Raw genomic sequence first — 26,696 nt, 5'->3', positions numbered from 1 at the left:
TGGTGGCATGGGTTCGGTCGAGCGGCACCGCTCCCGACCAGGCAAATAATCCCAGGCATGAAAACCACCACCGAAATCCGCAGCGATTTCCTCGAGTTCTTTCGGGGCAAAGGTCACACCATCGTGCCGTCGGCACCGTTGGTGCCGGCTAACGACCCGACGTTGTTGTTCACCAACTCGGGCATGGTGCAGTTCAAGAACGTATTCCTCGGCAGCGAAAAGCCGGGTTACGTGCGCGCGGCCGACGTCCAACGTTGCCTGCGTGCCGGCGGCAAGCACAACGACCTCGACCAGGTCGGCTACACCGCGCGTCACCACACCTTCTTCGAGATGCTCGGCAACTGGTCGTTCGGCGACTACTTCAAGGAAGACGCGATCGTCTGGGCTTGGGAGCTGCTGACCAAGGTCTGGGGCCTGGCGCCGGAGCGTTTGCTGGTCACGGTGTATCACACCGACGACGAGGCCTACGCGCTGTGGAACCAGAAGATCGGCGTGCCGGCCGAACGCATCGTCCGCATCGGCGACAACAAGGGTGCGCCGTTCGCCTCGGACAACTTTTGGCAGATGGCCGACACCGGCCCCTGCGGCCCCTGCACTGAAATTTTCTACGACCACGGCGACCACATCGCCGGCGGCCCGCCGGGTTCGCCCGACGAGGACGGCGATCGTTTCATCGAGATCTGGAACCTGGTCTTCATGCAGTTCGACCGCCAGCCCGACGGCAGTCTGCTGCCGTTGCCGGCGCCGTGCGTCGACACCGGCATGGGCCTGGAACGTCTGGCGGCGGTGCTGCAGGGCGTGCACGGCAACTACGACATCGACCTGTTCCGCCATCTGATCGCCGCCGCCGCGCGTTTCACCGGCACCGACGATCTGCAGAACAAGTCGCTGCGGGTGATCGCCGATCACATCCGCGCCTGTTCCTTCCTCATCGTCGACGGCGTGCTGCCGTCCAACGACGGCCGCGGCTACGTGCTGCGCCGGATCATCCGCCGCGCGCTGCGCCATGGCTGGATGCTGGGGCAGAAGAAGCCCTTCTTCCATCTGATGGTGCCGGCGCTGGTCGAAGTGATGGGCGACGGCTATCCGGAGCTGGCGGCCAAGCGCGAATTCGTCGAACGTGCGCTGCTCGCCGAGGAGGAGCGTTTCTCGCAGACCCTCGATTCGGGCATGCGCATCTTCGACGAAGTGGCCGAGCGCTCGACCGGGGTGATTCCCGGCATCGACGTGTTCCGTCTTTACGACACCTACGGCTTCCCGACCGACCTGACCGCCGACATCGCGCGCGAGCGCGGTCTGACCCTGGACATGGAAGGCTACGACGCCGCCATGGCCAAGCAGAAGCAGGGCGGCCGCGAAGGCGCCGACTTCGGCAGCAAGACCACGATGCCGGCGGAACTCGCCGCCAAGCTCGCCCCGACCGAATTCCTCGGCTACGACCGTCTGACCGAGGGCGGCCTGGAAGTCGTCGCCCTGCTGCGCGACGGCATGCCGGTCGACCAGATCGTGGCCGGCGACAGCGCGGTGGTGATCCTCGATCGCAGCCCGTTCTACGCCGAAAGCGGCGGCCAGGTCGGCGACGCCGGCGAGCTCGACGAAGCCGGCACCCGTTTCCTGGTCCGCGACACCCAGAAGTTCGCCGGCCAGTTCCACGGCCACATCGGCGAGCTGACCGCCGGCACCCTGAAGCGCGGCGACCGCGTCCTGGGCGCCGTCGACGAGGCGCGCCGCGCCGCGACCGTGCTCAACCATTCGGCGACCCACCTGCTGCATGCGGCCCTGCGTCGCCTGCTCGGCGACCATGTGACCCAGAAGGGCTCGCTGGTCGCCCCGGACCGCCTGCGTTTCGATTTCTCGCACTTCAACCCGATGACCGACGCCGAGCTCGCCGAGATCGAGCGCCAGGTCAACGCCGACGTGCGCCGCAACTACGAGGCCGAAGTCCACCAGATGGGCATGCAGGAAGCCCTGGAGTTCGGCGCGATGGCGCTGTTCGGCGAGAAATACGGCGACCGAGTGCGTGTCCTGCGCATGGGCGAGGCCTCGACCGAGCTTTGCGGCGGCACTCACGTTTCGCGTACCGGAGACATCGGCCTGTTCAAGATCGTCTCCGAGAGCGGCGTCCAGGCCGGCGTGCGCCGGATCGAGGCGCTGACCGGGCAGGGCGCGCTGGACTATGTGGCCGAAGAAGAGCAGCGTCTGGAGCAGGCCGCGCGCCTGCTCGGCGGCAATGCCGCCGACGTGGCCGACAAGCTGCGGGCCCTGCTGGACCGGCAGAAGAAGCTGGAACGCGAGCTCGAATCGATCAAGGCCAAGGCCGCCTCCGGCGCCGCGACCGACCTGGCGGCCTCGGCGGCGCAGATCGGCGGGGTGCGGGTGGTCTCGACCCGGTTGGAAGGTTTTGACGCCAAGGCGTTGCGCGAGGCGGTAGACAGCCTCAAGCAGCAGCTCGGCGATGCGGTAATCGTGCTGGCGGGAGCCAGCGACGGTAAGGCGGCTTTGGTCGCCGGAGTGAACGGAAGCGCGACTGGCAAGGTCAAGGCGGGGGAACTGCTCGCCCACGTTGCCAGTCAGATCAACGGTAAAGGCGGCGGCCGCCCGGATATGGCGCAGGGCGGCGGTGACGACGGCCCTGCGTTGTCGAAGGCTCTTGCGGGCGTGGCGCAGTGGGTTGAGAGTAGGCTTGTATGAATGGCGAACAGTGACTTCTATCGCTTGCGACCGGGTTTGACCGGTCGCTAAGATGGTTCACGTTTGTGTACAAATTGAAGCATTCTTCCTGATGGAAAAGAATGCCAACGCCGGCGCTGCGGTGCCGGCTCGAGGAGGTTTTCAATGCTGATCCTGACGCGTCGCGTCGGCGAAACCCTGATGATCGGCGACTCGGTGACTGTCACCGTGCTCGGCGTCAAGGGGAACCAGGTGCGTATCGGTATTACCGCACCCAAAGATGTCGCAGTCCATCGCGAAGAGATCTATCAGCGCATCCAGCGCGGCGAGGATGCGTCGGACGACTCGGGCAAGAACACCGGCGGCTGATAAAAAAAGTTTGCTGCGAATCGGGTGAGCCGTTATGCTTCCCGCCCGCACCGCGTTAAGTGATGCGGAGAGTTGCCCGAGAGGCTGAAGGGGCTCCCCTGCTAAGGGAGTATAGGGTCAAAAGCTCTATCGAGGGTTCGAATCCCTCACTCTCCGCCAGTTACAAAAGAGCCGCTTCTGGCGGCTTTTCTTTACGGATCCATCGGGTTTTCGCAATCGATGAGGACGTAAAGAGCAAAACAGAAAATGTTGACGAACAGAAAAACGTCCGTCATAATTTTTCAACTCAGCGCCCGTAGCTCAGCTGGATAGAGCACCAGGCTACGAACTTGGGGGTCGGAGGTTCGAATCCTTCCGGGCGCGCCATACAAAGAAACCCGGCAATCGCGAGATTGCCGGGTTTTTCTTTGCGCGCGATTTTTTGTTCGGCGTCGCGTGTTCACGGCGGCCGGTCGTTGGTTTGCGCACGAGCTTGCGCGCAGAACTATTAACTACGAGCCCATCCGAACATCGCCGATACAGGCCGCCGGCAGTACCGGGGCAGGAGCGGCGCACCCATGAAGCGGCAAGAGGCCCGGCTTCGCTGCAAGGACGGGAGCGGGGTCCCACGGGGATTTCCTACGGTCACAAGCCGGGACCGCACAGCTGCGATCTCGCGTCGTCGATGGCTGAGCGAGGGTAGGAGCGACGCAAGTCGCGACCGCGTCGCCATAATCTCGCGGCGTTATTGGCCGTAGCCCCGTGTAGGAGCGGCATAAGCCGCGACCGCACAACTGCGATCTCGCGTCGTCGATTGCCGAGCGAGGGTAGGAGCGACGCAAGTCGCGACCGCGCCGCCACAATCTCGCGGCGCTATTGGCCGTAGCCCCGTGTAGGAGCGACGCAAGTCGCGACCGCGCCACCACAATCTCGCGGCGCTATTGGCCGTAGCCCCGTGAAGGAGCGGCGTAAGCCGCGACCGCGCCACCACAATCTCGCGGCGTTATTGGCCGTAGCCCCGTGTAGGAGCGGCGTAAGCCGCGACTGCGCCATCGCGCTGACGCCGTAGCTGTGAGGTCGATGTCGCGGCTTGCGCCGCTCCTACCCTTTGAGCGCAACAGCGAGGTGGATTGCCGACGACCGCCGCTTCTTCGAAGGCGGGGACCCTGGCCCGGCTCAACGCTTCTCGATGAAGCGCAGGCCCACGCCGGGTTCGGTCGCGATGTAACGCGGCGCCGCGGCGTCGTCGCCGAGCTTGTGGCGCAATTTGCCGACCAGGATGCGCAGGTAATGGGTGTCTTCCTGATGAGTCGGGCCCCAAAGTTCGCGCAGCAGCTGCGGCTGGGTCACGACGCGGCCGGCGTGTTGCACCAGCATCGCGAGCAGGGCGTATTCCTTGCGCGCCAGCACCACCGCTTCGCCGTCCAGGCTCACCTCGCGGCGGGCGAGGTCGATGTGCAGGCGGCCGTCGTCGAACACCGGCAGGGTTTCGCCTTGCGGGCCGTGCGCGCGCAGCAGGGCGCGTATGCGCGCCATGAGCTCCTGCACGCCGAACGGCTTGGTGACGTAGTCGTTGGCGCCGCTGTCGAGCGCGGCGACCTTCTCGGCCTCGCCAGCGCGCACGGTGAGCAGGATCACCGGCACGCTCGACCACTGGCGCAGCTCGCGCAGCACGTCGTGGCCGTCGCGGTCGGGCAGGCCGAGGTCGAGCACGACCAGGTCGGCGCCGCGCGTGGCCAGGGCTTCCAGGCCGGCGCCGCCGGTGTCGGCCAATTCGACCGCATAGCCCTGCGCGCGCAGGGCGATGTCGAGGAACTTGCGGATCTGCGGCTCGTCGTCGATCACCAGCACGCGCGCCGGCGGTGTCGTGGCGGAAGGCGGAACGCGATCCTCGGTCATGGGGCGGCGGGCACGGCGGGTTCGATGGGCGGCAGGGTAATCCGGATCGTGGTGCCGCGGCGACCCTGCTCGTCGGCCAGGCCGGGCAGGGCGACCACGCTGCCGCCATGCGCGCCGATCATGCCCTGGCAGATGGCCAGGCCCAGGCCGGTGCCCTGGCGGCCGCGATCGCCGCGCTCGACGCTGTAGAACATGTCGAAGATGCGCGCGCGCTCGTCTTCGGGAATGCCGGGGCCGCGGTCGCTGACGTCGATGCGCAGCACTTGCGCCGGCCCCTCCCCGGGTTCGCCGTCGACCCGGCGCGCATCGATCGTCACCGCCGCGTCCGGAGGCGAGAATTTCACCGCGTTCTCGATGACGTTGAACAGGGCCTGCTCGACCAGGGCCGGATGCACCCAGATCGGGCCGAGGCCGGGCTCGACGCGCAGCTCGAAGCGCGCACGCGGCTCGTAGCGCTGCAGGCGCGTCACCGCCGAGCCGATCAATTCGTCGACGCCGATCCAGTCGCGGTTGAGCGCCAGTCCGCCGTGGCCGAGCCGGGTCATGTCGAGCAGGTTCTGGATGTAACGGTCCAGGCGCTCGCCTTCGATGCGGATGGTTTCGAGCAGGCTGTGGCGGTCTTCGCGCGGCATCGCCTCGGCATAACTGTCCAGGCTGCTGGCGGCACCGATGATCGAGGCCAGCGGCGAGCGCAGGTCGTGCGAGACCGAGGACAGCAGGGCCGAGCGCAGGCGCTCGGTCTCGCCGCTGACCCGCGAGTCCTCGAGGTCGGCGACCAGTCGCGTGCGCAGCACCGCCTGGGCGACATCGTCGGTCATCGCTTCGGCCAGGCGCCGTTGCTCGGGCCCGAGCCGCGTCAGCGACGCCGGAAAGCGCAGCCCGATCACGCCCGCGGCCGGCGCGTCGGCGGCGCCGTTGCCCTTAAGCGGCAACAGCCACCATTCCGAGCCGGCCAGGGTGTCGGTATAACGCCCGGCGGATTGGCGATGCTTGAGGCTCCAGTCGGCGGCGGCACGGTCCTTGTCGCCCATCTCCGGCAGCGATTCGCCGCGCAGCGGCGCCGCGCCGATATAGATGAAGGCCTCGACGCCGAGCGAACGCTTGAGCGCATCGCGGCCGGCACGCACGACCTGGCCGACGTCGGCCGCGGTGGCGAGTTCGCGGCCGAGGGTCTGCAATTCGGTGGCGTGCGCGTTGGAGGCGCGCAGTGCCAGCACTTGCATGCGCAGCTTCGAGGCCAGGCGCCCGGCGACCAGCGCCGCGGCGAGGAACAGCAACACCGTCGCCACGCCCTGGCGCGCGCCGATCAGCAAGGTGAAGCGCGGTTCGATGAAGAAGAAGTTGTAGGCGAGGAAACACAGGACCGAGGCGATCACCGCCGCGGTCATGCGGGTGCGCGCGGCGACCACGACCACCGCGACGATGAAGATCAGCGACAAGTCGCCGAGCCCGATCCAGCGCTCGGCGATCCAGGCCAGCGCCGTGGCCACGGTCGCGGCGACCACCGCCAGGCCGGCATCGCTGCGGGTCAGCAGGCTGCGCAGCAAGGTGCTGCTCTGGCGCAACGAACGGCGGGCGCGGGCGCGCGCCTCCGGCGTGCTGACGATGGTCAGTTCGTAATGCGCGCCGCGCTGGATCAACTGCTGGGTCAGGGTGCGGTTGACCATGCGCGCGAGCGGGCGTTCGCGGGTGCGGCCGAGCACGATGGTCGACACACCGGCGCGTTCGCCATGGTCGAGCAGGGCGTCGACGATGCTGTTGCCGTGCAGGACCGCGGTGTCGCCGCCGAGCCGCCGCGCCAAGGCGAAGGCGCGGTCGAGTTCGGACTGGCGCGCTTCCTCGGGCGAGGCGCCTGTTTGCACGGTCACGACCAGCCAGGGGGCATCCCGGCGTTCGGCGAGGCGCCGCGCCACGCGGACCAGGTATTCGGATTGGCCGAGACCGTCGATCGCCACCATCACCGCCCGCCGCAGCGGCACCCCGGGCAGGCCGCGCGCGGTCTGCGCCTCGCGTAGATCGCTGTCGACGCGGTCGGCGGCGGTCTGCATCGCCAGCTCGCGCAGGGCGGTCAGGTTCGACGGCGAGAAGAAGGCCTGCAAGGCGTGCGCGGCCTGCTCGGGCACATAGACCTTGCCCTGTTGCAGGCGCTCGATCAGCTCGCGCGGCGGCAGATCGACCAGGACGATGTCGCGCAGGCGGTCGAACAGCGCGTCCGGGACGGTTTCGCTGACCCGCACGCCGGTGATGCGGTGGATGACGTCGTTGAGACTTTCCAGGTGCTGGATGTTGATCGTGGTGTAGACATCGATCCCGGCGTCGAGCAGTTCCAGCACGTCCTGCCAGCGCCGTTCGTGGCGGCTGCCCGGGGCATTGCGGTGGGCGAGCTCGTCGACCAGCGCGACCGCGGGCTTGCGCGCGAGCACCGCGTCGAGATCCATCTCGTCGAGCGCACGCCCCTGATAGTCCAGGCGCTTGCGCGGCAACACGTCGAGCCCTTCGACCAGCGCGCCGGTTTCGGCGCGGCCGTGGGTTTCGACGATGGCGACGACCACATCGATCCCGCGCCGTTGCAACTCGCGCGCCCGCCCGAGCATGGCGTAGGTCTTGCCGACCCCGGGCGCGGCGCCGAGAAAGATCGTCAAGCGCCCTGCGCCCTGGCGTTGCAGTTCGCCCATCAGGGCATCGGCTTGGGCGCTGCGCGGGTCGGTCATGGGGGGGATTGTGCGCTGGGTGGGTGAGGGAGGTGTAGTGATGGGGAGGCGGTTTGAGGTCTTGGTCGTGTCGTTGCCGTGGGATGCCTCTGCCGGTTGGGATCTCTGATTTTTTGCCTTGCCTTACATTGTTCTTGCATTTGCCTTTGTTGCTGTTGCTGTTGCTGTTGCTGCGAAGAGCTTGGCGTAGTTTCGAACTAGCGATGCGATCGTAGACCCGGAGGGCGCCGCACAGGACGTGCGGCGTTTTCCGATAAGACAGGGACGTCTTATCGGAAAATCCCGGCGCGAGCTGCGTACTCGCAGGGGAGCTTCGTCAAGGAAGGCCTTTTCTTTGGTTACTTTTCTTTTGGGCCAGCAAAAGAAAGTAACCCGGCCGCGTCAGCGGACGGAAGCTCTGCACTTGCTTGAGCTATGCAGTAGTGCGAATCCACCCCTGTAGGAGCGGCGTGAGCCGCGACCGCGCTGTGACGTTCTTGCGGCGGATCGCTTAAGCAAGATCTAGATCTAGATCAAACGCTAAAAGCTTCCGCCACTAAAGCGGCGGGTTACTTTCTTTTGTCATAAGCAACAAAAGAAAGGTAACCAAAGAAAAATGCTTTTCTTTGAATCACAAGCCCGCACGAGCGGTGCCGACGCAGGGATTTTTCATACGGGACATCCCTGTCCCGATGAAAAACGGCGCGCATCCTTGCGCGCCGCCCTCCGGGTCTCCCGTGGCCTTCGCGAGTTCCAAGCGACGCACAGCAACGGCAAAATCTTTACGGCAACGGCAACGGCAACGGCAACGGCAACGGCAACGGCAACGGCAACGGCAACGGCAACGCGGCTCTTGGGTGGGAGCGGCGCAAGCCGCGACCGCGTCGTTTCGGTCTTGCGGCGAACACCACCCCAGACCCATAGGTGCCTCAGCGCGCCGCGTCCAATGCCAGATTGAGCTTCAGCACGTTCACCCGCGGCTCGCCAAGCAAACCGAACTGTGGGGCCTCGGTGTTGGCCACGATCAACTGTTCGACTTGCGCGCTGTCGAGGCCGCGCACGCGGGCCACGCGCGCGGCTTGGACTTGCGCTGCGCGCGGGGACAGGTGCGGGTCGAGGCCGCCGCCGGATTGGGTCGCCAGTTCGGCCGGTACCTGCGCCAGCGCGATGCCTTCGCGCTCGGCCACGACAGCGGTGACCTCGGCGATGCGCTTGCGCAGGTCGGGGTTGGTGCGCGCCATATTGCTGCCGGCGGCAGCCATGGGGTCGTAGTTGGCGGCCGATGGACGCGGCTGGATGTACGCCTCGTCGGCGAACAGCTGGGCGATCAGTTGCGAGCCGACCGCGTGGCCGTCGCGTTCGATCAGGCTGCCGGTGGCCTGCCACGGAAACGCGACGCGGCCCAGCGCGGTGCCGGCGAGCGAATAGAGCAGGCCGAAGCCGAGCAAGGCGACGACGGCGAACAGCAGGGGGGCGCGCAGCGGGACGCGGTCGTCGATGTGGGTGGCTTGAGCGGTGTGGGTGTTCATGTCGGTGTCCTGTGGTGGTCGGTGAGGTGCGCGAGACCCTCACCCCAACCCCTCTCCCGCAGGCGGGAGAGGGGCCTTTAGTGCATGGCGGTTTAGAAGATCGCCACCAGCGCCATGTCGATGAGCTTGATCGCCACGAACGGCAGCAACACGCCGCCGAGGCCGTAGATCAGCATGTTCCGGCGCAGCAGGGCGACCGCGGTGGCCGGTTTGAAGCGCACGCCGGCGAGGGCCAGCGGGATCAGCGCAGGGATGATGATCGCGTTGAAGATCAAGGCGGCCAGCACGGCGTTGCTCGGGCTCGACAGGCGCATGACGTTGAGCGCGGCCATCTGCGGAATCGCCGCGGCGAACAGCGCCGGCAGGATCGCGAAGTATTTGGAGACGTCGTTGGCGAGCGAGAACGTGGTCAGCGCGCCGCGGGTGATCAGCTGTTGCTTGCCGACCTCGACCACCGCCAGCAGCTTGGCCGGGTCGGAATCCAGGTCGACCATGTTGCCGGCTTCCTTCGCCGCCTGGGTGCCGGAGTTCATCGCCAGGCCGACGTCGGCCTGGGCCAGCGCCGGTGCGTCGTTGGTGCCGTCGCCGACCATCGCGACCAAGCGGCCGCCGGCCTGCTCGGCGCGGATGCGGGCGAGCTTGTCTTCCGGGCGGGCTTCGGCGATGTAGTCGTCGACGCCCGCCTCGGCCGCGATCGCGGCGGCGGTGAGCGGGTTGTCGCCGGTGATCATGATCGTCCGTACGCCCATCGCGCGCAGGCGGGCGAAGCGTTCCTTGACGCCGTGCTTGACCACGTCGGAGAGCTCGACCACGCCGAGCACATGACGGCCCTCGGACACCACCAGCGGGGTAGCGCCGCCGCGCGCCACTTGTTCGATGCGCGCGGCGAGTTCCGAGGTCGCCTCGCCGCCGAGCGATCGCACGTATTGGGAGATCGCATCGCCCGCGCCCTTTCGGATCGAACGCGCGCCGCCGGCGGCTTCGGCCGGCAGATCCACGCCGGACATGCGCGTCTGCGCGGTGAACTGGAGGTAGTCGGCGCGTTCGGGCTCGGCCACGGCGCTGTGCAGCTCGCGCGCCAAGCGCACGATGGACTTGCCTTCCGGAGTCGGGTCGGCGAGCGAGGACAGCAGGGCGGCATCGCGCAGCTGCGAGTGATCGATGCCGGCGAGCGGATGGAATGCGGTCGCCTGGCGGTCGCCGTGGGTGATGGTGCCGGTCTTGTCGAGCAGCAGCACGTCGACGTCGCCGGCCACTTCGACCGCCTTGCCGGATTTCGCCAGCACGTTCGCCGACAAAGCGCGGTTCATGCCGGCGATGCCGATCGCCGGCAGCAGGCCGCCGATGGTGGTCGGGATCAAACAGACCAGCAGTGCGATCAGCAACAGCGGGTCGAGCTTGGCGCCGACGAAGCCAGCGAAGAACGGCAGGGTCGCGACCACGATCAGAAAGGTCAGGGTCATCGCTGCGAGCAGCATGGTCAGGGCGATCTCGTTCGGCGTCTTCTGCCGATTGGCGCCCTCGACCAGGGCGATCATGCGGTCGAGGAAGCTGTGGCCCGGTTCGGCGCTGACTTCGATCACGATCTCGTCCGACAGTACCTTGGTGCCGCCGATCACGCCGGAACGGTCGGTGCCGGCCTCGCGCAGCACCGGTGCGGATTCGCCGGTCACCGCCGATTCGTTGATCGTCGCCAGGCCGCGCACGATTTCGCCGTCGGCCGGGATCAGTTCGTTGGCCGAGACGATCACCCGGTCGCCGGGCTTCAGGCTCGATGCCGGCACGCGGGTTTCGTTCTTGCCGATGGTGTCGAGCTTGCGCGCGACCAAGTCGCGTCGTGCCGCACGCAACGAAGCCGCTTGACCGCGGCCGCGCGCTTCGGCCACGGCTTCGGCGAAGTTGGCGAACAACACCGTTATCAGCAGGATGACGGTGACTGCGGCGCCGAAGCCGAGATGGCCGGGGACGAAGATCGTGATCAGCCCGGACAGGACCGTGCCGAGCAGCACCACGGCCATGATCGGGCTGCGCACGGCGTGGCGCGGCGATAGTTTGAGGAAGGATTCGAGCACGGCCGCGCGGACGCCGGCGGCGTCGAGGCCGGCGACCGCAGATTTGCGGCGCTGCACTCCGAGATGGGTTTGTTCGGTCACGATGGCTTACCTCAGGCAGCGGGGCTGCTCAGCGCCGGTGCGGCGCTCGCAGACAGCGTCAGGTGATCGGCGATGGGGCCGAGCACCAGCGCGGGCATGAATTGCAGGACGGTCAGGATCACGATCACCGCGATCAGGGTCAGGGCGAAGGTCGGCGTTTCGGCGTGCAAGGTGCCGGCGCTTTCCGGCGCGACCCGTTTGCGCGACAGCAGGCCGGCGACCGCGAGCGGAATGATCAGCGCCGGGTAGCGGCCGAGGGCGAGCACGGCGGCGCAGCTCAGGTTCCACCAATAGGTCGCATCGCCGAGACCCTCGAAGCCGGAGCCGTTGTTGGCGTAGGCCGAGGTGTACTCGTAGAACACCTGACTGATGCCGTGGAAGCCCGGATTGGAGTTGCCGGTGATCGACGGGATCGCCAGGGCGACCGCGCTGAAGCCCAGCACGACCAACGGCTGCAGCAGGATCAGCAATGCCAGCAAGCGCACTTCCGGCGCTTCGATCTTGCGTCCGAACAGCTCGGGCGTGCGTCCGGTCATCAGCCCGGCGAGGAACACCGACAACAACAGATAGACCAGGAACTGCTGCAAGCCGCAGCCGATGCCGCCCCAGATCGCATTGATCAACATGTTGACCATCGCCATCGCGCCGGTCAGCGGTGCCAGCGAGTCGTGCATGGCGTTGACCGAGCCGTTGCTGCTTTGCGTGGTCAGCGCGGTCCAAAGCGCCGAATCGCTGGCGCCGAAACGGGTTTCCTTGCCTTCCATCAGCGCAGTGTCGGTGCTGCTCGACGAATAGGCTTCCGATCCGACGGTCAGGCCGGTGGAGATCACCGACATCAGCAGCATGCTGCCGAACACCAGGGCAGTGAGGCGGCGGCGACCGGTGAATGGGCCGATCATGAAGGTCACCGCGACCGGGATCAGGATCAGCGCCAGGGTTTCCAGCAGATTGGCGAACGGAGTCGGGTTCTCCAGCGGCACCGCGCTGTTCGGGCCGTACCAGCCGCCGCCGTTGGTGCCGAGTTGCTTGGCCGCAACCATGGAAGCGACAGGCCCCACGGGGATCTTCTGATCTTTCAGCCCGGCGCTTTGGTCGAGCGGCGCTACGCTGACCGCGCCTTGCAACGTCGAGGGCACGCCCTGCGAGGTCAGCAGCACCGCCCACACCAGGCACAGCGGCAGCATGAAGCGCAGGGTGGCGCGGGTCACGTCGACCCAGTAATTGCCGAGGTCGCGCGCCGTGCCTTCGGCCGGCATCGCGCCTTGCACGCCCATCGCCTGACGCCCTCCGAACAGGCCGCGCAAGGTCGCGACCACGATCGCCAGGCCCATCATCGGCGTGACCACCTGCAGGCCGACGATGCCGACCATCTGCGAGAGATAGCTCAGCTGCGCCTGGCCGGAGTAATGCTGCTGGTTGGTGTTGGTGAGGAAGGACACCATCGTGTGCAGCGCGGTGTCCCAACGCAGGTTGGGAATGTTGTCCGGATTGAGCGGCAGCCAGGCCTGGGTCATGAACAACACCCAGACCAGCACGGCCAGCACGAGGTTGCTCAAGGCGAACGCCAGTGCGTAGCCGCGCCAGCTCATGCCGCGCGTGGCGTCGACGCCGATCATGCGATAGATCGAGCGTTCCAGTGGCCCGAACAGTGCGTCCAGGCGCGATCGGTCGCCGCGCATGACTCGCGCCAGGTACTGGCCGAGCGGCCATCCCAGGCCGATCGCCAGCGCGAATACGAGAAAGATTTCGATCATGGTGAAACACCGGGCGGTAATGGGTCCGTCGCGGCGCATCCGGCGCCTTCAGGGACCGCGCCCGAGCGGTGAGTCCGTCCGGGCGCTGAGGAGAGTGATGCGGACCGGTCCTGGTCCGCATTGCGGCTGCGCGGACTAGAAGTCTTCCGGGCGCAGCACGACGTAGAGCAGGTAGGCGCCGGCCACCAGGACCGAAACCGCGCACAACATGGAAAGCCAGCCGGGCATGAGGGTTACTCCTGTCAGAAGGACGCTTGCACGGCCGCTTCGATGCGCGAGCCGGCCAGCGAATCGCCGAAGATGCGTTCGGCGCTGGAATCGGTGGCGTGCGCGGTCAGGCGCAACTCGAAGGGGGCTTTGACGGCCCAGATCGCGCTGAGCTGGCCGTGGGTGTAGCTGTCGTTGTAAACATCGTCGAGGTAGTAGTGGCCGACCGCGGCTTCGAAACGCAGCGCATCGTTGACCGGAAAGCGCGCGCCGATCTGGCTGTAGATGCCGCGTTCCTTGCTGCCGAGCGCTTCGTTCGAGTAACCCAGCGACAGCCAGTAATTGTCGCGGTAGGTCACGGTGCCGTTGAGTTCGGTCCAGTTGAGGTCGCTGGTCGTCGACGGATAGCGGTAGTGCAGGAGGTTGACGTCGAGCGCCCACTCGTCGGCGATCTTGCCGGCCCAGCCGACGGTGAAGTCGAATTCGCTGCTGGCATGCGTTTGCGGCGCGAACTCGACGTTCGAGCCCCACACCGAGCCGTAGAAACCGTTGGCCGCGGCGGCCTTGAAGCCGACCTGCACGGCCGGGTCGCCCTGGGTCTGGCTGCTGCCGCGCCAGACGTAGTCGCTGGTGAGCGCGGCCGTACCGCTGAATTGGACGGCGTCCTGCTCGCCGGCTTGGGCCTGGGTGCCCAGCGCAAGCAGGCCGATACCGGCGCAGACGGCCAGGATCAGCGGGGTGGCGGCTTCGCGGCTGCGAAAGAGATGATGCGACGACATAATGGATTCCGGGTGGGAGAGGCCTGTCTGGCCACATCGCCATTCTCGGAACCGGGGGCGTAAAGCCGCTATTTCGCGACCGCCGTCACTGCGTAAATTCACCGTAAAAAATCGGTGGTTCGGCGTAAATCGCCGCGGAGGGCAAGCCGCTTTCGGGGTAGGAGCGGCGCGAGCCGCGACCGCGATACCGCATCAACGGCGGCACCACACCGGCGACGGCGCGTTATCGGCGTGGTCGCGTGACCGGAGGAAATCCCTGTGGGACGCCGCTCCTCCCCCAAAGCAGGGCTTATCGGCGCAGTAGCGCCTCGACCACCGCCTCGGGCTGCTTCATCCAGGAAAAATGATCGGCGCGGGTGCCGAGCGCGCGCGTTCCGAGCAACAGGCTTTCGCTTTGCGCACGCGGCAGCTTCGACAGCAGATAACGCACCGATCCCGGCGGCACCAGCCAATCGCCGTCCATCGAGACCGCGCGTGCATCGACCGCGACCTGGGCCATGCCCGCTTCGACATCGGCGTCGATACCGGCCGCAGCGTAGCGGCCGCTCAGCGCGGTACGACCCCAATCGCGGATCAGGCTGCGCGCCTCGTTGCCGCCGAAACCGATGCGGCGGCCGGGCAGGGTGCCGTTGACGCGGGCGAGCCAGGGTAGGAATCGGTAGATCGGCGGCATCGCGATCCGCTGCGGCATTGGGAAGGTGCGCCAATACGGCGCGCCGCTGGCGACCAACCACAGCGAACTCGGCAGCGCCGGCTCGTTGCGCAGCGAAGCCAGGCCCAGGCGCATGCAGGCAAGCTGACCGCCCAGGCTGTGGCCGCCGATGATGCGCGGCAGCTGGGGCAGGGCTGCGGCGACCGCGGCATCGCTGACCGGCAGATCGTCGAGCAACAACTCGCGATAGCCCCAGTCGCTGTCGCGGCTGGCGCGCACGCTGCTGCTGCCGTTGCCGCGCCACTCGTGCACGTAAACGGCAATGCCGCGCGCCGCCAGGGCGTCGGCGAAGGGCAGGTAATGGCGGGCGGCGACGCCGAGTGCGGGCAGCCACAACAGGCTCGCCGTCGGTTCGGTCGGGACGCGTGCGTACAGATTCCAGCGATGGCCGTCCCCGGCGCGCAGCGGCAGACCGGTGGGCTCGTGACGATCAGCCATGCGGTGCCGCGCCGAAGTGATCGAGCACCAACACCTCGCTGCGTCCCGGGCGATAGCCCAGGCGCAGCGCGGCGTGCACGTAGTCGGCCGCGGCCACGCAGGCGTCTTCGAGCGAGCGCCCGAGACAAAGATTCGCCGCGACCGCCGATGCCAGGGTGCAGCCGGTGCCATGGGCATCGACTCGCAAGCGCGCGTGCGCGATCTCGCGCACCTGCATGCCGTCGGCGAACAGATCGACGACATCGCCGTGCCCGGGCAGGTGCCCGCCCTTGAGCAGCACCGCACGTGCGCCGAGCGCCGACAAGCCGTCGAGAGCCGCGTGCATGCCGGCGAGATCGTCGATGGCGGTGCCGAGCAGCAGTTCCGCTTCCGGCAGGTTCGGCGTGACCAGGCTCGCCAACGGCAGCAACCGCGTGCGCATGGCGTCCAGGGCCGATGCTTCGAGCAGGCGCGCCCCGGAGGTCGCGACCATGACCGGATCGAGCACCACGTACTCGGGCCGGTAGTGCTCGAGCGCATCGGCGACCGCAAGGATGACCTCGGCGTTGGCGAGCATGCCGAGCTTGACCGCGCGCACGTCGAAATCGTCGAAACAGGCATCGATCTGCGCGCGCAGGAAGCCGGTATCGGGCACATGCACTGCGGTGACCCCGCGGGTGTGCTGGGCGGTCAGCGCCGCGAGCGCGCTGAGCCCGTGCACGCGGTGCGCGGCGAAGGTCTTGAGATCGGCCTGGATACCGGCGCCGCCGCCGGAGTCGGAGCCGGCGATGGTGAGGGCGCTGACGGGAACGGGGGTATTGGCGGGGAGCGGGGAGGTCATGGGCTAAGCGTACCCAACTGGAGGGGATGCCGCATTGGGGCGTTTAGGTGGTTGGGGGTTAGGGGGCTCTCGGCCGAGCCTGCACCTGCACCTGCACCTGCACCTACTTCTGCTTCTGTCTTTTGCTGTTGCTGTTGCTGTTGCTGTTGCTGTTGCTGTGCGCCGTCCCGCACTAGCGAAGGCAGAAGAAGACCCGGAGGGCGGCCCGCATGGACGCGCGCCGTTTTTCATCGGGACAGGGATGTCCCGTATGAAAAATCCCTGCGTTGGCATCGCTCGTGCGGGCCCTTGACTCAAAGAAAAGCATTTTTCTTTGGTTAGCTTTCTTTTGTTGCTTATGACAAAAGAAAGTAACCCGCCGCTTTAGTGGCGGAAGCTTTTGGCGTTTGATCTTGGTCTTGCTTGAGGATGCGCTGCGAGGCCGTTACGGCGCGGTCGCGGCTTGCGCCGCTCCTACCCTGCGACAACACGCGGCTTCGCTGAACAACATCGGCGTTGCAGTCTCTGCGCGTTCCCGCGACCGATGCCGCCACAAACCAAAATGCCGCGCGACTCGCATCGCGCGGCATCCGTTCATCGGTATCGCAACAGGCTTAGAGCACTTCGGACGCGTAATCGGCCAACCTCGAACGCTCGCCGCGGCGCAAGGTCACGTGCGCGCTGTGCGCCCAGCCCTTGAAGCGGTCGACCGCGTAGGTCAAACCCGAGGTGGTCTCGGTCAGATACGGCGTGTCGATCTGTTCGACGTTGCCGAGGCAGACGATCTTGGTGCCGGGGCCGGCACGGGTGATCAGGGTCTTCATCTGCTTCGGGGTCAGGTTCTGCGCTTCATCGAGGATCAGCCAGCGGCTCAGGAAGGTGCGGCCGCGCATGAAGTTCATCGAGCGGATCTTGATGCGCGAGGCGAGCAGGTCGTTGGTCGCCGCGCGGCCCCAGGCGCCGCCTTCCTGGTTGTGGGTCAGCACTTCCAGGTTGTCGGTCAGCGCGCCCATCCACGGCGTCATCTTTTCCTCTTCGGTGCCGGGCAGGAAACCGATGTCCTCGCCGACGCTGACGGTGGCGCGGGTCATGATGATTTCGCGGTAGCGCTGCTGGTCCATGGTCTGCGCCAAACCGGCGGCGAGCGCGAGCAGGGTCTTGCCGGTGCCGGCGGTGCCGAGCAGGGTCACGAAGTCGATCTCCGGGTCCATCAGCGCGTTGAGGGCGAAGTTCTGTTCGCGATTGCGCGCGATGATGCCCCAGACCGCATGCTGGTTATGACGGAAATCGTCGACGATCTGCAACTGCACGCGGTCTTCGCCGACCTTGGTGACCTTGAGTTCGGACTCGTCGTCGCCGGGCAGGTAGAGGAACTGGTTCGGGTACCAGTCGTCGTTCTCGGTGCGGCTGATCTCGTAATAGGTGCGGCCCTTTTCGGTCCAGGACTTGAGGTCCTTGCCGTGAAGCTGCCAGAAGTCGTCCGGCAGCGCGGTCGCGCCGGTGTAGAGCAGGCTGAAATCGTCGAGCGCGCGATCGTTCTCGTAGTCCTCCGACACGATGCCGGCGATCGAGGCCTTGATCCGCAGGTTGATGTCCTTGGACACGAACACCACCGGCACGCCGGGCTCCTGCTCCTGCAGGGCGAGGATCGCGCCGAGGATCTGGTTGTCCGGGATCACCGCGCTGAAGCGCTTGCCGGCGTCGAACGAGCCGGTCTGGAAGCGCAGCTTGCCGATGCTCTGCGCGCCGCGCAGCTGCAGCCCCTGCGGGCGGTTGAGGGTGATGCCGCTGCTGATCTTGTCGGTGCCTTCGGCCTGGATCAGTTCGTTGAGGAAGCGGCTGACCTGGCGCGCGTTGCGGCTGGCTTCGGAGGTGCCTTTCTTGCCGTTGTCCAACTCCTCGATGACTTGCATCGGTAGGTAGACATCGTGTTCCTGGAACTTGAACAGCGCGGTCGGGTCGTGCATGAGCACGTTGGTGTCGAGCACATAGATCCGCTTGCTTCTGGTCATTCGGAAGTCTCGTCGGAGATGATGGGTGGTGCGTTTCGTTGCGACGGCGGAACGGGGTGGCAAGGCCTGCGAAGGCGCTCAGGCGAGTGTCCGCCAGCGGCCCTCGCCGGGGCGGGGCGTAGGTCGCACAAGTGCGGCGAGGGCGGGCGAGCGGCGCGCGCGCACGGCCGCGCCGCCGTGACCCGCGGGGCGGGACAGCGTGCGAGCGTGGAAACGAGGGGCCTCACTGGGCGGCGTGTTCCTTGAGTGCGTCGAGTACGGCCTGGGCATGGCCAGCGACTTTCACCGGTCGCCATGACTGGGCGATGACGCCCTTGGGGTCGATCAGGAAGGTGCTGCGTTCGATGCCCATGTACTTGCGACCGTACAGGTTCTTTTCCTTGATCACACCGAAGGCGTTGCACACCGATTCGTCGGCGTCGCTGACCAGCTCGAACTTGAAGCCCTGCTTGGTGCAGAAGTTCTGGTGCGACTTGATCGAATCGCGCGACACGCCGAGCACGGTCGCGCCGAGTTTCTTGAACTTCGGCAGCAGGGCGTTGAAATCCAGGCCTTCGGTGGTGCAGCCCGGGGTGCTGTCCTTCGGATAGAAGTACAGCACCAGCCATTGGCCGGCATAGTCCTTGAGCTTGACCGTCTCGCCGCCGGACAGGGCCAGGGGGAGGTCGGGGGTTTTCTTGCCGTAAGCGTGGTCGCCGGTATCGAGCATGATCAGAACTTCATCGGGTCCATGATGGCGTCTAGGTTCAGATGGTCGCAGAACTCGAGGAAATCGTCGCGCAGGGCGGCGATGTGCATGCTCGAGGGCACGCCGATGGTGATCTGCGCCGAAAACATGTCGGCGCCGGTCTGCATCGCGCGATAACGCGAGCAATGCAGGCTTTCGATGGTGATGCCTTGGCGGTCGAAGAAGTCGGCGAGCTGGAACAGGATGCCGGGCTTGTCGGCGGCCACGACCTCGACGATGTAGGGCAGCAGGTTGGACTGCACCTGCTTGGCGCCGGTGCGGTACCAGACCAGCTTCAGGCCTTCCTCGCGCTCCAGGCGCGTGAGCATGGCCTCGAGCTTGGCGACCGAGTCCCAGGAGCCGACCGCCAGCGCGGTCACCGAGACGTCGCGGCCCACCGTGGACAGGCGCGCATCGACGAGATTGCAGCCCGAATCGGCGATCCGGCGCGTCACCGACAATAGCGGCGACTCCGGATGCGTCGTATAGGCGTTGATCAGGAGGTGGTTTTCGTTCGGCGACGGCCGGGAAGCGGAATCGGTCAAGGCGGCGCCTGCAAGGGGAGCGTGATGCTCGGATATGAACGGCGGCCCGCGGACGGGCTGCGGCTGAAGGGAGCATACTTGCCCGCGCTTTCGGGCCGCAAGTAACATCGTCCCGTGCGTGGCTGCACCGGCGCACGTTTCCGCACCGGCCCGCCCGCTGGAATAATGGCCCCCGACCGCTCCACAGCACGGCTGCGGACGCGAACTCCACTTAGTAGGTCTTCACTTGCGACTTTCCGGCAGCATCACCGCGCTGGCGACGCCTTTCACCGCGTCCGGCGAAATCGACCTGGACGCCTGGCACAAACTGCTGGCGATGCAGCTGGAAGGCGGCACCCAGGCCGTCGTGGTCGCCGGCTCGACCGGCGAGGCCGCCGCGCTCTACGACGCCGAATACGACGCCGTGCTGCGCGCCGCGGTCGAATTCGTCGCCGGCCGCATTCCGGTGCTGGCCGGCACCGGCTTGTCCAATACCGCCAAAACCATCGAACTGACCCGTCACGTGGCTGCCCTCGGCGCCGACGCGGCGCTGGTCGTGACCCCGCCCTACGTGCGCCCGACCCAGGCCGGCCTGGTCGCGCACTTCCGTGCGATCGCCGACGACGACGCCTTGCCGGTGGTGCTCTACAACGTGCCCGGCCGTACCGGCGGCGACCTGCTGCCGGAGACCGTGGCCGAGCTGGCCGGTCATCCGGGCATCGTCGGCATCAAGGAAGCGGTGTCAGACCCGCAGCGGATGCAGGCCTTGTTGCCGTTCAAGAGCGAGGGCTTCGCGGTGCTCAGCGGCGACGACCCGACCGCCTGCCGGGCCATGCTCGCCGGCGCCGACGGCATCATTTCGGTCGGTTCCAATGTGCTGCCGGCGGCGTTCCGCCGTCTCGCCGACCTGGCCCGCGCCGGTCGCGGCGCCGAGGCCGAGGCTTGGGACGCGCGTCTGCGCCCGGCCTACGATTTCCTCGGTCTGGAACCGAACCCGATTCCGGTCAAGGCCTTGCTCAGCGCCCAGGGCATCGGCCATGGTCTGCGCCTGCCCCTGCAGTCGCTCTCGGCCGCCCATCAGGATGCCGCTCGGCGCACCGCCGGTCTCGTCGTCGAACTCGAACACGTCTGCCGCGACACCCTCGCGGCCTGAATCCCTGTAGGAGATGCTCATGCGTTCCAATGTTTCTCTGTCCCGCGCGGTTGTCGCCGGTCTGTTGCTGGCGATGGTCGCCACGTCGGGTTGCAGCTGGTTCCGCAAGGGCAACAAGCTCTACGCCGAAACGCCTGAGAATCGTCCGCTGGAAGTGCCGCCGGATCTCGACCAGCCGCGCACCGACGGTGCGATGGCCGTGCCGGGCGGTTCGGTGACCGCCTCGGGCCTGGCCGCGTCGCGTCCGACCCAGGCCGCCCCCGGCGCCCCGGCCTCGTCGGCCAACGGTTTCACCGTCAGCGGCAACCGCGACGCGGTGTTCAACCAGGTCGGCGAAGCGCTCGGCAAGGTCGAAGGCCTCAACATCGCCAGCCGTGCGCAGTTGCTCGGCGCCTACGACGTGAACTACGAAGGCAGCAACTTCCTGGTCCGCATCAGCGCGGCCGACGCCGGCGCCTACGTCTCGGCGGTCGACCCGCGCGGTCTGCCGGCGACCGGCGAAGCCCCGGCCAAGCTGATCGCCAACCTCAAGGCAGCGCTCGGCGGCCGTTGATCCGACGCCGCAGTCCTGCTTGCGAAACGGGCGCCGATGGCGCCCGTTTTCGTTATGAAGCCGGCACGCCGAGCGCACTCAGCGCGGCGGCGACCAGCGGGTCAGGCCCTCGTTCAACATCAGGCGCATCGCCGAGGCGCGCTGAGCCCGCGGCATGCCCTTGAGTGCATCGAGCAGCCAACCGAAGGCCTGGCAGCGCGCCTCGCGTCCGCCGGGTTCGCTGGCGTCGGCGTTGAGCGCGCCCATGAAGCCGTCGTGCAGCAGCATCGCGGTGGTGCCGGCGGATTTCAGCGTCTGTTTCGCCGCGCCGGCGTCGTAAGGCTGGCGCGGGTTCTGCAGACCGTTCGCGGCGATGCCGAGCAGGGCGTTGGCGAAACCCTGGCGGCTGGCGTCGCCGAGGTTCTGCGCCGCGGAAGCGAGCGCCTGCGGGCTGCGATCGGCGGCCGGATCGAACAAGGCGCATAGCGTCGCCGCATCGCGCGGATGGCGCGAGGCCTGGTGCAGGGCCTGGAACAATTCGTCGATCGAACCGTCGGGCGCGCGCATCAGGGTGTCGCTGGCGCCGGCGGCGATCGCGCTGGGGTCCAATTGCGACAGGTCGACCTGCGACAGATCCAGCTTCGACAAGTCCAGCTTCGACAGGTCCAGCCGGGACAGATCGAGCTGGGCGAGGGTGAGCGTGCGCGGCTGCGCACCGGCGAGGATCGGTGCGGCGCAAAGCGCGAGGAGCAGATTCAGGCGCAAACGGGCATGCGGCATGGCGTCGTTTCATTCGGTCCGTGACGGGCCGAGTCTAGGTGCGGGCCGATGAATGCCAGGCGGCCATGGCGCGGGCCGAGCCGGGCTTGGGCGGGAGGCGGTGCCGGCGGTCATGCCGGCCACGTCCGGGCGGAGACAGGCCGAGCCAAGCCGGCCAGGCGGCATGCGCCAGCCGGGCCATTGCGGAGGGCGGGGCGAAGCCCGCCGAGTGTTTACGAGGCGATTCGGGCGCGCACGGCCGACGCCGTGCCGGCGGGGCTCAACGCTCGAGCAGGTCGAGCTTGCCGGGCTTGTTTTCCCAGTCCTTGGCGTCGGGCGGGCCGTCCTTACGGGTGGTGATCACCGGCCAGGACTTGGACAGTTCGGCGTTGAGCGCGACGAAGGGCTCCTGGCCGGCCGGCACGTCGTCCTCGGGATAGATCGCATTGATCGGGCATTCCGGCTCGCACAGGGTGCAGTCGATGCACTCGTCCGGGTCGATCACCAGGAAATTCGGGCCTTCGTGGAAACAGTCGACCGGGCACACCTCGACGCAGTCGGTGTACTTGCACTTGATGCAGTTCTCGGTGACGACGAAGGGCATGGCGGGAATCCTGAGCTATGGTCCGGGACGAACAGGCCGGGCAGCGATAGTGTAGCCATTCGCGAGGCGACGACCCAAGGCGGGGCTTGGCCGTTGGCGCAGATCGCGCTTTCGCCCGGCCCCGTAACGCGGCTGGCGCCAAGAAAAAGCCCGCGCATCGCTGCGCGGGCTTCTGGCGACCTGGTCGCGTATTGGCGCTCCCTACGGGATTCGAACCCGTGTTTTAGCCTTGAGAGGGCCACGTCCTAGGCCTCTAGACGAAGGGAGCAGGTTGAAACTCGGCCGGGAACGGGTTCCTGGCAGACCGCACGGACTCTCAACCCGATGCGGCCTGCTAGTATATGCGCCGCCGTTGCCACGGGCAACGGTTGAACCTTACGAACCTATAAGGCGGCACGCCCGCTCGATGCAAGCCGATAACTCTTCATTCCATACCTCGCTGCGCGTGATCCCGCGCGACCAGCACAATGTCTCGCGCAAGGAGATCAGTCCGAACGCGCTTCGCGTGCTGTATCGGCTGCGCGACAGCGGCTTCGGCGCCTTCCTGGTCGGTGGCGCCGTGCGCGACATCCTGGTCGGCGGTCATCCCAAGGACTTCGACGTCGCCACCGACGCCACGCCGGAGCAGGTCAAGGGCCTGTTCCGCAACTGCCGGCTGATCGGCCGCCGGTTCCGCCTGGCGCACGTGGTCTACGGCCGCGAGATCATCGAGGTCGCGACCTTCCGCGCCAACATCGACGACGGCAGCGGCGACCGCGAGACCGACACCGGCGGCCGCCTGGTCCGCGACAACGTCTACGGCAGCATCGAGGACGACGCGGTCCGCCGCGACTTCACCGCCAATGCGCTGTATTACGCGGTCGAGGATTTCTCGGTGCGCGACTACGTCGGCGGCTTCGAGGACGTGCAGAACCGCCTGATGCGCCTGATCGGCGATCCGGAAACACGTTATCGCGAAGACCCGGTGCGGATGCTGCGCGCCGTGCGCCTGGCGGCCAAGCTCGGTTTCGAGATCGAGGCGGCCACTGCCGCGCCGATCCCGCATCTGGCGCCGTTGCTCGCCGATGCCGCGCCGGCGCGGTTGTTCGAGGAATGCCTCAAGCTGTTCCTGTCCGGCCATGCGGTCGAAAGCTTCCTCGGCCTGGAGCGTTTCGGATTGCTGTCGGCGCTGTTGCCGGAAAGTGCGGCGGCCCTGAAGTCCAACCGCAGCGGCGCCCTGCGCCGGATGGTGCTGGAAGGGCTGAAGGGCACCGACGCGCGCGTCGCCAACGACGAGCCGGTCTCGCCCGCGTTCCTGTTCGCGTTGTTGCTGTGGCCGGCGTATTGCCGCGACCTGATGGGTCTGCAGGCGCAGGGCGTGCACACCGCCGAAGCGCAGCGCCGCGCCGCCGACCGGGTCACCTTGCACCAGTTGTCGACGATCGCGCTGCCGCGCCGCTTCTCGCTGCCGATGCAGGAGATCTGGCTGCTGCAGTCGCGTTTCCAGCAGCGTCAGCGCAAGCGCGTGTTCCGGCTGTTGTCGCACCCGCGTTTCCGCGCCGCCTTCGATTTCCTCTCGCTGCGCATGGCCGCATCGGACGAGCACGCCGCCGACGTCGAGTTCTGGCGCGAGGCGCAGCAGCATCCGGGCGAACTGCTCGCGCACCAGGAGGCGCATGCGCACCTGGACGACGAGGAGGGCGGCGAGGATCGCGCCCCGCGCAAACGCCGTCGCCGCCGTCGCGGCGCGCCGACCGCATCGGAGTGATCGGCAGGGGCCTGCGTCGTCGCGACGACAGGCCCGACGATTTCCGGTTGAGGCGATGCTCTGACGAGAAGATCCCGGCTGCGACCGGCTTCCGGTGACCTTGAATCTGCGATGGCCTGAGCATGACCTGGACCGCATCCGCCCCGTCGACGGTCGCTTTCGTCGGCCTCGGCAGCAACCTTGGCGACAGCGCCGAGGTTTTGCGTGCCGCCGCGCGCGCCCTCGACATTGCGCCGCAAACGCGGCTGTTGCGCCTGTCCAGCCTCTACCGCACGCCGGCCTGGGGCGTCACCGAGCAACCCGATTTCGTCAACGCCGTGGCGATGCTCGAAACCGGCTTGAGCGCGCAGCATCTGCTCGCGGCGATGTTCGCCATCGAGCGCGAGGCCGGACGCGCGCGCCGCGCCGACGGCAGCGACCGCTGGGGGCCGCGCACCCTCGACCTCGATCTGCTGCTGTACGGCGATGCGGTGATCGACGAGCCCGGCCTGCACGTGCCGCATCCGCATCTGCACGAGCGCGCATTCGCCCTGGTGCCTTTGCTCGAAATCGCCCCCGACGCCGTCATTGCGCGGCGCGGACCGGCACGCGAGGCCTTGCAGTGCATCGATGCCGGCGCGATTCGCCGGCTCGACGCGGTCGATAGTTGACCGCCACGCTGCGCGCATGAGGCGGCCGGCTTGCCGCGCCGTGGCGGGCCGGCAGCGTTGCGCGCATGGCCGGTCGCGCCCCGGCGCAACCTGTTAAGTTATTGCGCTCTCCCCAGCGGCGTCCGCGCGCCACCGCCCGGACGAACCCAAACCATGTACACATCGGCCCCCACCGACAAACCGGCCGCCAAGGCCTGGACCGTGCCCATGCTCGCCGACGCCAAGCGCGACGGCCGCAAGCTGGTCATGTTGACCGCCTACGACGCCAGTTTCGCCCGCACCATGGACGCGGTCGGCATCGAACTGGTCCTGGTCGGCGATTCGCTCGGCATGGTCGTACAAGGCCAGAACAGCACCTTGCCGGTCACCACCGCCGACATGGCCTATCACACCGCCTGCGTCGCCCGCGGCCTGTCCAAGGCGCTGCTGATCAGCGACCTGCCGTTCCAGTCCGACGCCACGCCCGAGCGCGCGCTCGACGCGGCGACACAGTTGCTCCAGGCCGGTGCGGCGATGGTCAAGCTGGAAGGCGCGGGCCACAAGCTCGAGGTCATCCGTTTCCTGGTCGAGCGCGAGATCCCGGTCTGCGCGCACCTCGGCCTGACCCCGCAATCGGTGCTGCGCCTGGGCGGCTACAAGCTGCAGGGCCGCGACGACGCCACCGCTGCGAAGCTGCGCGCCGACGCGCGCGCGGTCGCCGAGGCCGGCGCGACCTTGCTCGTGCTCGAATGCGTGCCGACCGGGTTGGCCGCGGCGATCACCGCCGACCTCGCCATCCCGACCATCGGCATCGGCGCCGGCCCGCAATGCGACGGCCAAGTGCTGGTGCTGCACGACCTGCTCGGGGTCAACTCGGGCCATCGCCGGCCCAAGTTCGTCAAGGATTTCCTGGCCGAGAGCGGCTCGGTCGCCGGTGCGTTCCAGGCCTATGCCGACGCGGTGCGCAGCGGTGCCTTCCCCGACGCGGCGCACTCCTACGACTGATTCTTACGGCGGGTCCGTTCGGCGATCACCCGTACTTGCGCGGCGCGCTGGAAATCGCCGCCGCGCACCCCGATCTTGCCTTCATCGCGGACCCGGTCCGCGCCGTCCTACCGAGTACCGCATGCTGACTGTCGATCAACTGGGCGCGCTGCGCTCGACCCTGGAAACGTGGCGCCTGGCCGGGCAACGCATCGCCTTCGTGCCGACCATGGGCAACCTGCACGCCGGCCACCATTCGTTGATCCGCCTCGCGCGCGAGCGCGCCGACCGGGTGGTGGCGAGCGTGTTCGTCAACCCGACCCAGTTCGGCCCGAACGAAGACTACGGTCGCTACCCGCGCACGCCCGAGGCCGATGCCGAAGGCTTGCGCGCGTCCGGCTGCGATCTGCTGTGGCTGCCTTCGGTCGAGACCATGTATCCCTTCGGCGCCGAGCACACCGTGCAGGTGCGGGTGCCGCAGGTCACCGAGACCCTCGAAGGCGCGCACCGGCCAGGCCATTTCGACGGCGTCGCCACCGTGGTCGCGCGTTTGTTCAACCAGGTCCGCCCCGACGTCGCCGTGTTCGGCCGCAAGGACTACCAGCAGCTCGCGGTGATCCGCTACATGGTCCGCGACCTCGCGTTCCCGATCGAGATCGTCGGCGCCGACACCCGCCGCGAAGCCGACGGCCTGGCCTTGAGCTCGCGCAACCAATACCTGTCCGAGAGCGAGCGCCCGCAGGCGGTGGCCATTCACGCTTGTCTGCAATGGATGCGCGAAGCCAGTCAGGCCGGGCAGTCGCGCGAGGCGGTCGAGGCCGGGGCGCTCGAGCGCCTGAGCGCGGCCGGCTTCGCGGTCGACTACGCCGTGGTCCGGCGCCCCGACCTCGGCTTGCCCGTGCTTGGTGAGGGCGGGGCTGGCGAGAGCGGGGCACGGGTGGCGCTGATCGCGGCCCGGCTTGGCCGCACCCGGCTTATCGACAACCTCGAATTCGAGACCTGAACAGGCGCCCGGCGCCTCCCGAAACCCGCGCCACTGAACGGGAA

The 26,696-nt window shown here is 67.5% G+C and carries 21 protein-coding genes, 3 tRNA genes and 1 pseudogene; 10 read left to right on the top strand and 15 right to left on the bottom strand.

Annotated features, from left to right (window positions below; translation table 11 throughout):
• Positions 1–57: 57 nt before the first annotated feature.
• The 4 genes from alaS to GLA29479_RS06410 all read left to right on the top strand — a co-directional run bounded on the left by alaS (position 58) and on the right by GLA29479_RS06410 (position 3,405).
• On the top strand, positions 58–2,691 hold the full coding sequence (alaS, locus tag GLA29479_RS06425) for an alanine--tRNA ligase (protein WP_057917567.1): 2,634 nt from the start codon (positions 58–60) through the stop codon (positions 2,689–2,691).
• Between the two features lie 144 nt (positions 2,692–2,835).
• Positions 2,836–3,039: a carbon storage regulator CsrA gene (gene csrA, locus GLA29479_RS06420; protein WP_031371770.1), complete on the top strand. Its 204-nt coding sequence runs from the start codon at positions 2,836–2,838 to the stop codon at positions 3,037–3,039.
• 66 nt (positions 3,040–3,105) lie between these two features.
• A tRNA-Ser gene (locus tag GLA29479_RS06415) sits at positions 3,106–3,198 on the top strand.
• 130 nt (positions 3,199–3,328) lie between these two features.
• Positions 3,329–3,405: transfer RNA gene (locus GLA29479_RS06410), tRNA-Arg, on the top strand.
• A 789-nt stretch (positions 3,406–4,194) separates the two neighbouring features.
• On the opposite strand, the gene GLA29479_RS06405 is transcribed toward GLA29479_RS06410, so the two are convergent.
• From GLA29479_RS06405 to GLA29479_RS06350, 12 genes are all read right to left on the bottom strand, one after another.
• Positions 4,195–4,917, bottom strand: a complete 723-nt coding sequence (locus GLA29479_RS06405) for a response regulator (protein ID WP_057917568.1) — start codon at positions 4,915–4,917, stop codon at positions 4,195–4,197.
• Positions 4,914–7,628 carry a sensor histidine kinase gene (locus GLA29479_RS06400; RefSeq protein ID WP_057971119.1) on the bottom strand — a complete coding sequence of 905 codons (2,715 nt, stop codon included), beginning with the start codon at positions 7,626–7,628 and terminating at the stop codon, positions 4,914–4,916. Before GLA29479_RS06400 ends, GLA29479_RS06405 begins: the two co-directional genes overlap by 4 nt.
• A 908-nt stretch (positions 7,629–8,536) precedes the next feature.
• Positions 8,537–9,136 (bottom strand): potassium-transporting ATPase subunit KdpC, encoded by a 600-nt coding sequence (gene kdpC / locus GLA29479_RS06395; RefSeq protein WP_057971118.1) that lies wholly within the window; start codon positions 9,134–9,136, stop codon positions 8,537–8,539.
• 92 nt (positions 9,137–9,228) lie between these two features.
• On the bottom strand, positions 9,229–11,289 hold the full coding sequence (gene kdpB, locus GLA29479_RS06390; RefSeq protein WP_425478903.1) for a potassium-transporting ATPase subunit KdpB: 2,061 nt from the start codon (positions 11,287–11,289) through the stop codon (positions 9,229–9,231).
• Positions 11,290–11,300: 11 nt separating this feature from the next.
• Positions 11,301–13,043 (bottom strand): potassium-transporting ATPase subunit KdpA, encoded by a 1,743-nt coding sequence (gene kdpA, locus GLA29479_RS06385; protein WP_057917572.1) that lies wholly within the window; start codon positions 13,041–13,043, stop codon positions 11,301–11,303.
• Between the two features lie 135 nt (positions 13,044–13,178).
• Positions 13,179–13,271 carry a potassium-transporting ATPase subunit F gene (locus GLA29479_RS06380; RefSeq protein ID WP_031373443.1) on the bottom strand — a complete coding sequence of 31 codons (93 nt, stop codon included), beginning with the start codon at positions 13,269–13,271 and terminating at the stop codon, positions 13,179–13,181.
• 14 nt (positions 13,272–13,285) lie between these two features.
• Positions 13,286–14,029: a TorF family putative porin gene (locus GLA29479_RS06375; protein WP_057971117.1), complete on the bottom strand. Its 744-nt coding sequence runs from the start codon at positions 14,027–14,029 to the stop codon at positions 13,286–13,288.
• A 289-nt stretch (positions 14,030–14,318) separates the two neighbouring features.
• Complete coding sequence (locus GLA29479_RS06370) at positions 14,319–15,179, bottom strand: alpha/beta hydrolase family protein (protein ID WP_057971116.1); 861 nt, start codon at positions 15,177–15,179, stop codon at positions 14,319–14,321.
• On the bottom strand, positions 15,172–15,999 hold the full coding sequence (gene thiD, locus GLA29479_RS06365; protein WP_057971115.1) for a bifunctional hydroxymethylpyrimidine kinase/phosphomethylpyrimidine kinase: 828 nt from the start codon (positions 15,997–15,999) through the stop codon (positions 15,172–15,174). The genes GLA29479_RS06370 and thiD overlap by 8 nt, the downstream gene beginning before the upstream one ends.
• A gap of 593 nt (positions 16,000–16,592) precedes the next feature.
• Positions 16,593–17,990 (bottom strand): PhoH family protein, encoded by a 1,398-nt coding sequence (locus GLA29479_RS06360; protein WP_057917576.1) that lies wholly within the window; start codon positions 17,988–17,990, stop codon positions 16,593–16,595.
• A gap of 223 nt (positions 17,991–18,213) precedes the next feature.
• Complete coding sequence (locus GLA29479_RS06355; RefSeq protein ID WP_057971114.1) at positions 18,214–18,699, bottom strand: peroxiredoxin; 486 nt, start codon at positions 18,697–18,699, stop codon at positions 18,214–18,216.
• Positions 18,700–18,701: 2 nt separating this feature from the next.
• Entirely contained in the window at positions 18,702–19,262 is a 561-nt protein-coding gene (locus tag GLA29479_RS06350) for a glycine cleavage system transcriptional repressor (RefSeq protein WP_031373451.1), read from the bottom strand.
• A gap of 226 nt (positions 19,263–19,488) precedes the next feature.
• Here GLA29479_RS06350 and dapA point away from each other — a divergent pair, with 226 nt between their 5' ends.
• A complete protein-coding gene (gene dapA, locus GLA29479_RS06345) occupies positions 19,489–20,394 on the top strand; it encodes a 4-hydroxy-tetrahydrodipicolinate synthase (protein ID WP_057971113.1) in 906 nt (301 codons plus the stop codon).
• 19 nt (positions 20,395–20,413) lie between these two features.
• The gene (locus GLA29479_RS06340) at positions 20,414–20,947 is read left to right on the top strand and encodes a hypothetical protein (RefSeq protein WP_057917578.1); all 534 of its coding nucleotides are present in this window, start codon (positions 20,414–20,416) and stop codon (positions 20,945–20,947) included.
• 78 nt (positions 20,948–21,025) lie between these two features.
• On the opposite strand, the gene GLA29479_RS06335 is transcribed toward GLA29479_RS06340, so the two are convergent.
• The 3 genes from GLA29479_RS06335 to GLA29479_RS06325 all read right to left on the bottom strand — a co-directional run bounded on the left by GLA29479_RS06335 (position 21,026) and on the right by GLA29479_RS06325 (position 22,557).
• A complete protein-coding gene (locus GLA29479_RS06335) occupies positions 21,026–21,706 on the bottom strand; it encodes a hypothetical protein (RefSeq protein ID WP_057971112.1) in 681 nt (226 codons plus the stop codon).
• Between the two features lie 259 nt (positions 21,707–21,965).
• Positions 21,966–22,289 carry a ferredoxin FdxA gene (gene fdxA, locus GLA29479_RS06330; RefSeq protein ID WP_031373455.1) on the bottom strand — a complete coding sequence of 108 codons (324 nt, stop codon included), beginning with the start codon at positions 22,287–22,289 and terminating at the stop codon, positions 21,966–21,968.
• Between the two features lie 192 nt (positions 22,290–22,481).
• Positions 22,482–22,557 (bottom strand) — tRNA-Glu (locus GLA29479_RS06325).
• Between the two features lie 168 nt (positions 22,558–22,725).
• On the opposite strand from GLA29479_RS06325, the pseudogene pcnB reads away from it, so the two are divergent.
• The 4 genes and pseudogenes from pcnB to panC form a co-directional block, all read left to right on the top strand.
• Positions 22,726–24,036, top strand: a pseudogene (gene pcnB, locus GLA29479_RS06320) (polynucleotide adenylyltransferase PcnB); the annotation flags it as partial.
• A gap of 122 nt (positions 24,037–24,158) precedes the next feature.
• A complete protein-coding gene (gene folK, locus GLA29479_RS06315; RefSeq protein ID WP_057971111.1) occupies positions 24,159–24,686 on the top strand; it encodes a 2-amino-4-hydroxy-6-hydroxymethyldihydropteridine diphosphokinase in 528 nt (175 codons plus the stop codon).
• Between the two features lie 153 nt (positions 24,687–24,839).
• Entirely contained in the window at positions 24,840–25,670 is an 831-nt protein-coding gene (gene panB / locus GLA29479_RS06310; RefSeq protein WP_057917582.1) for a 3-methyl-2-oxobutanoate hydroxymethyltransferase, read from the top strand.
• A 121-nt stretch (positions 25,671–25,791) separates the two neighbouring features.
• On the top strand, positions 25,792–26,652 hold the full coding sequence (gene panC, locus GLA29479_RS06305) for a pantoate--beta-alanine ligase (RefSeq protein ID WP_057917583.1): 861 nt from the start codon (positions 25,792–25,794) through the stop codon (positions 26,650–26,652).
• Positions 26,653–26,696: the final 44 nt, after the last annotated feature.

The sequence above is a fragment of the Lysobacter antibioticus genome (genome assembly GCF_001442535.1).
Lineage (GTDB): Bacteria > Pseudomonadota > Gammaproteobacteria > Xanthomonadales > Xanthomonadaceae > Lysobacter > Lysobacter antibioticus.
The sequence above is the reverse complement of the archived record's forward strand: the minus strand, read 5'-3'. Positions and strand labels throughout refer to the sequence as shown.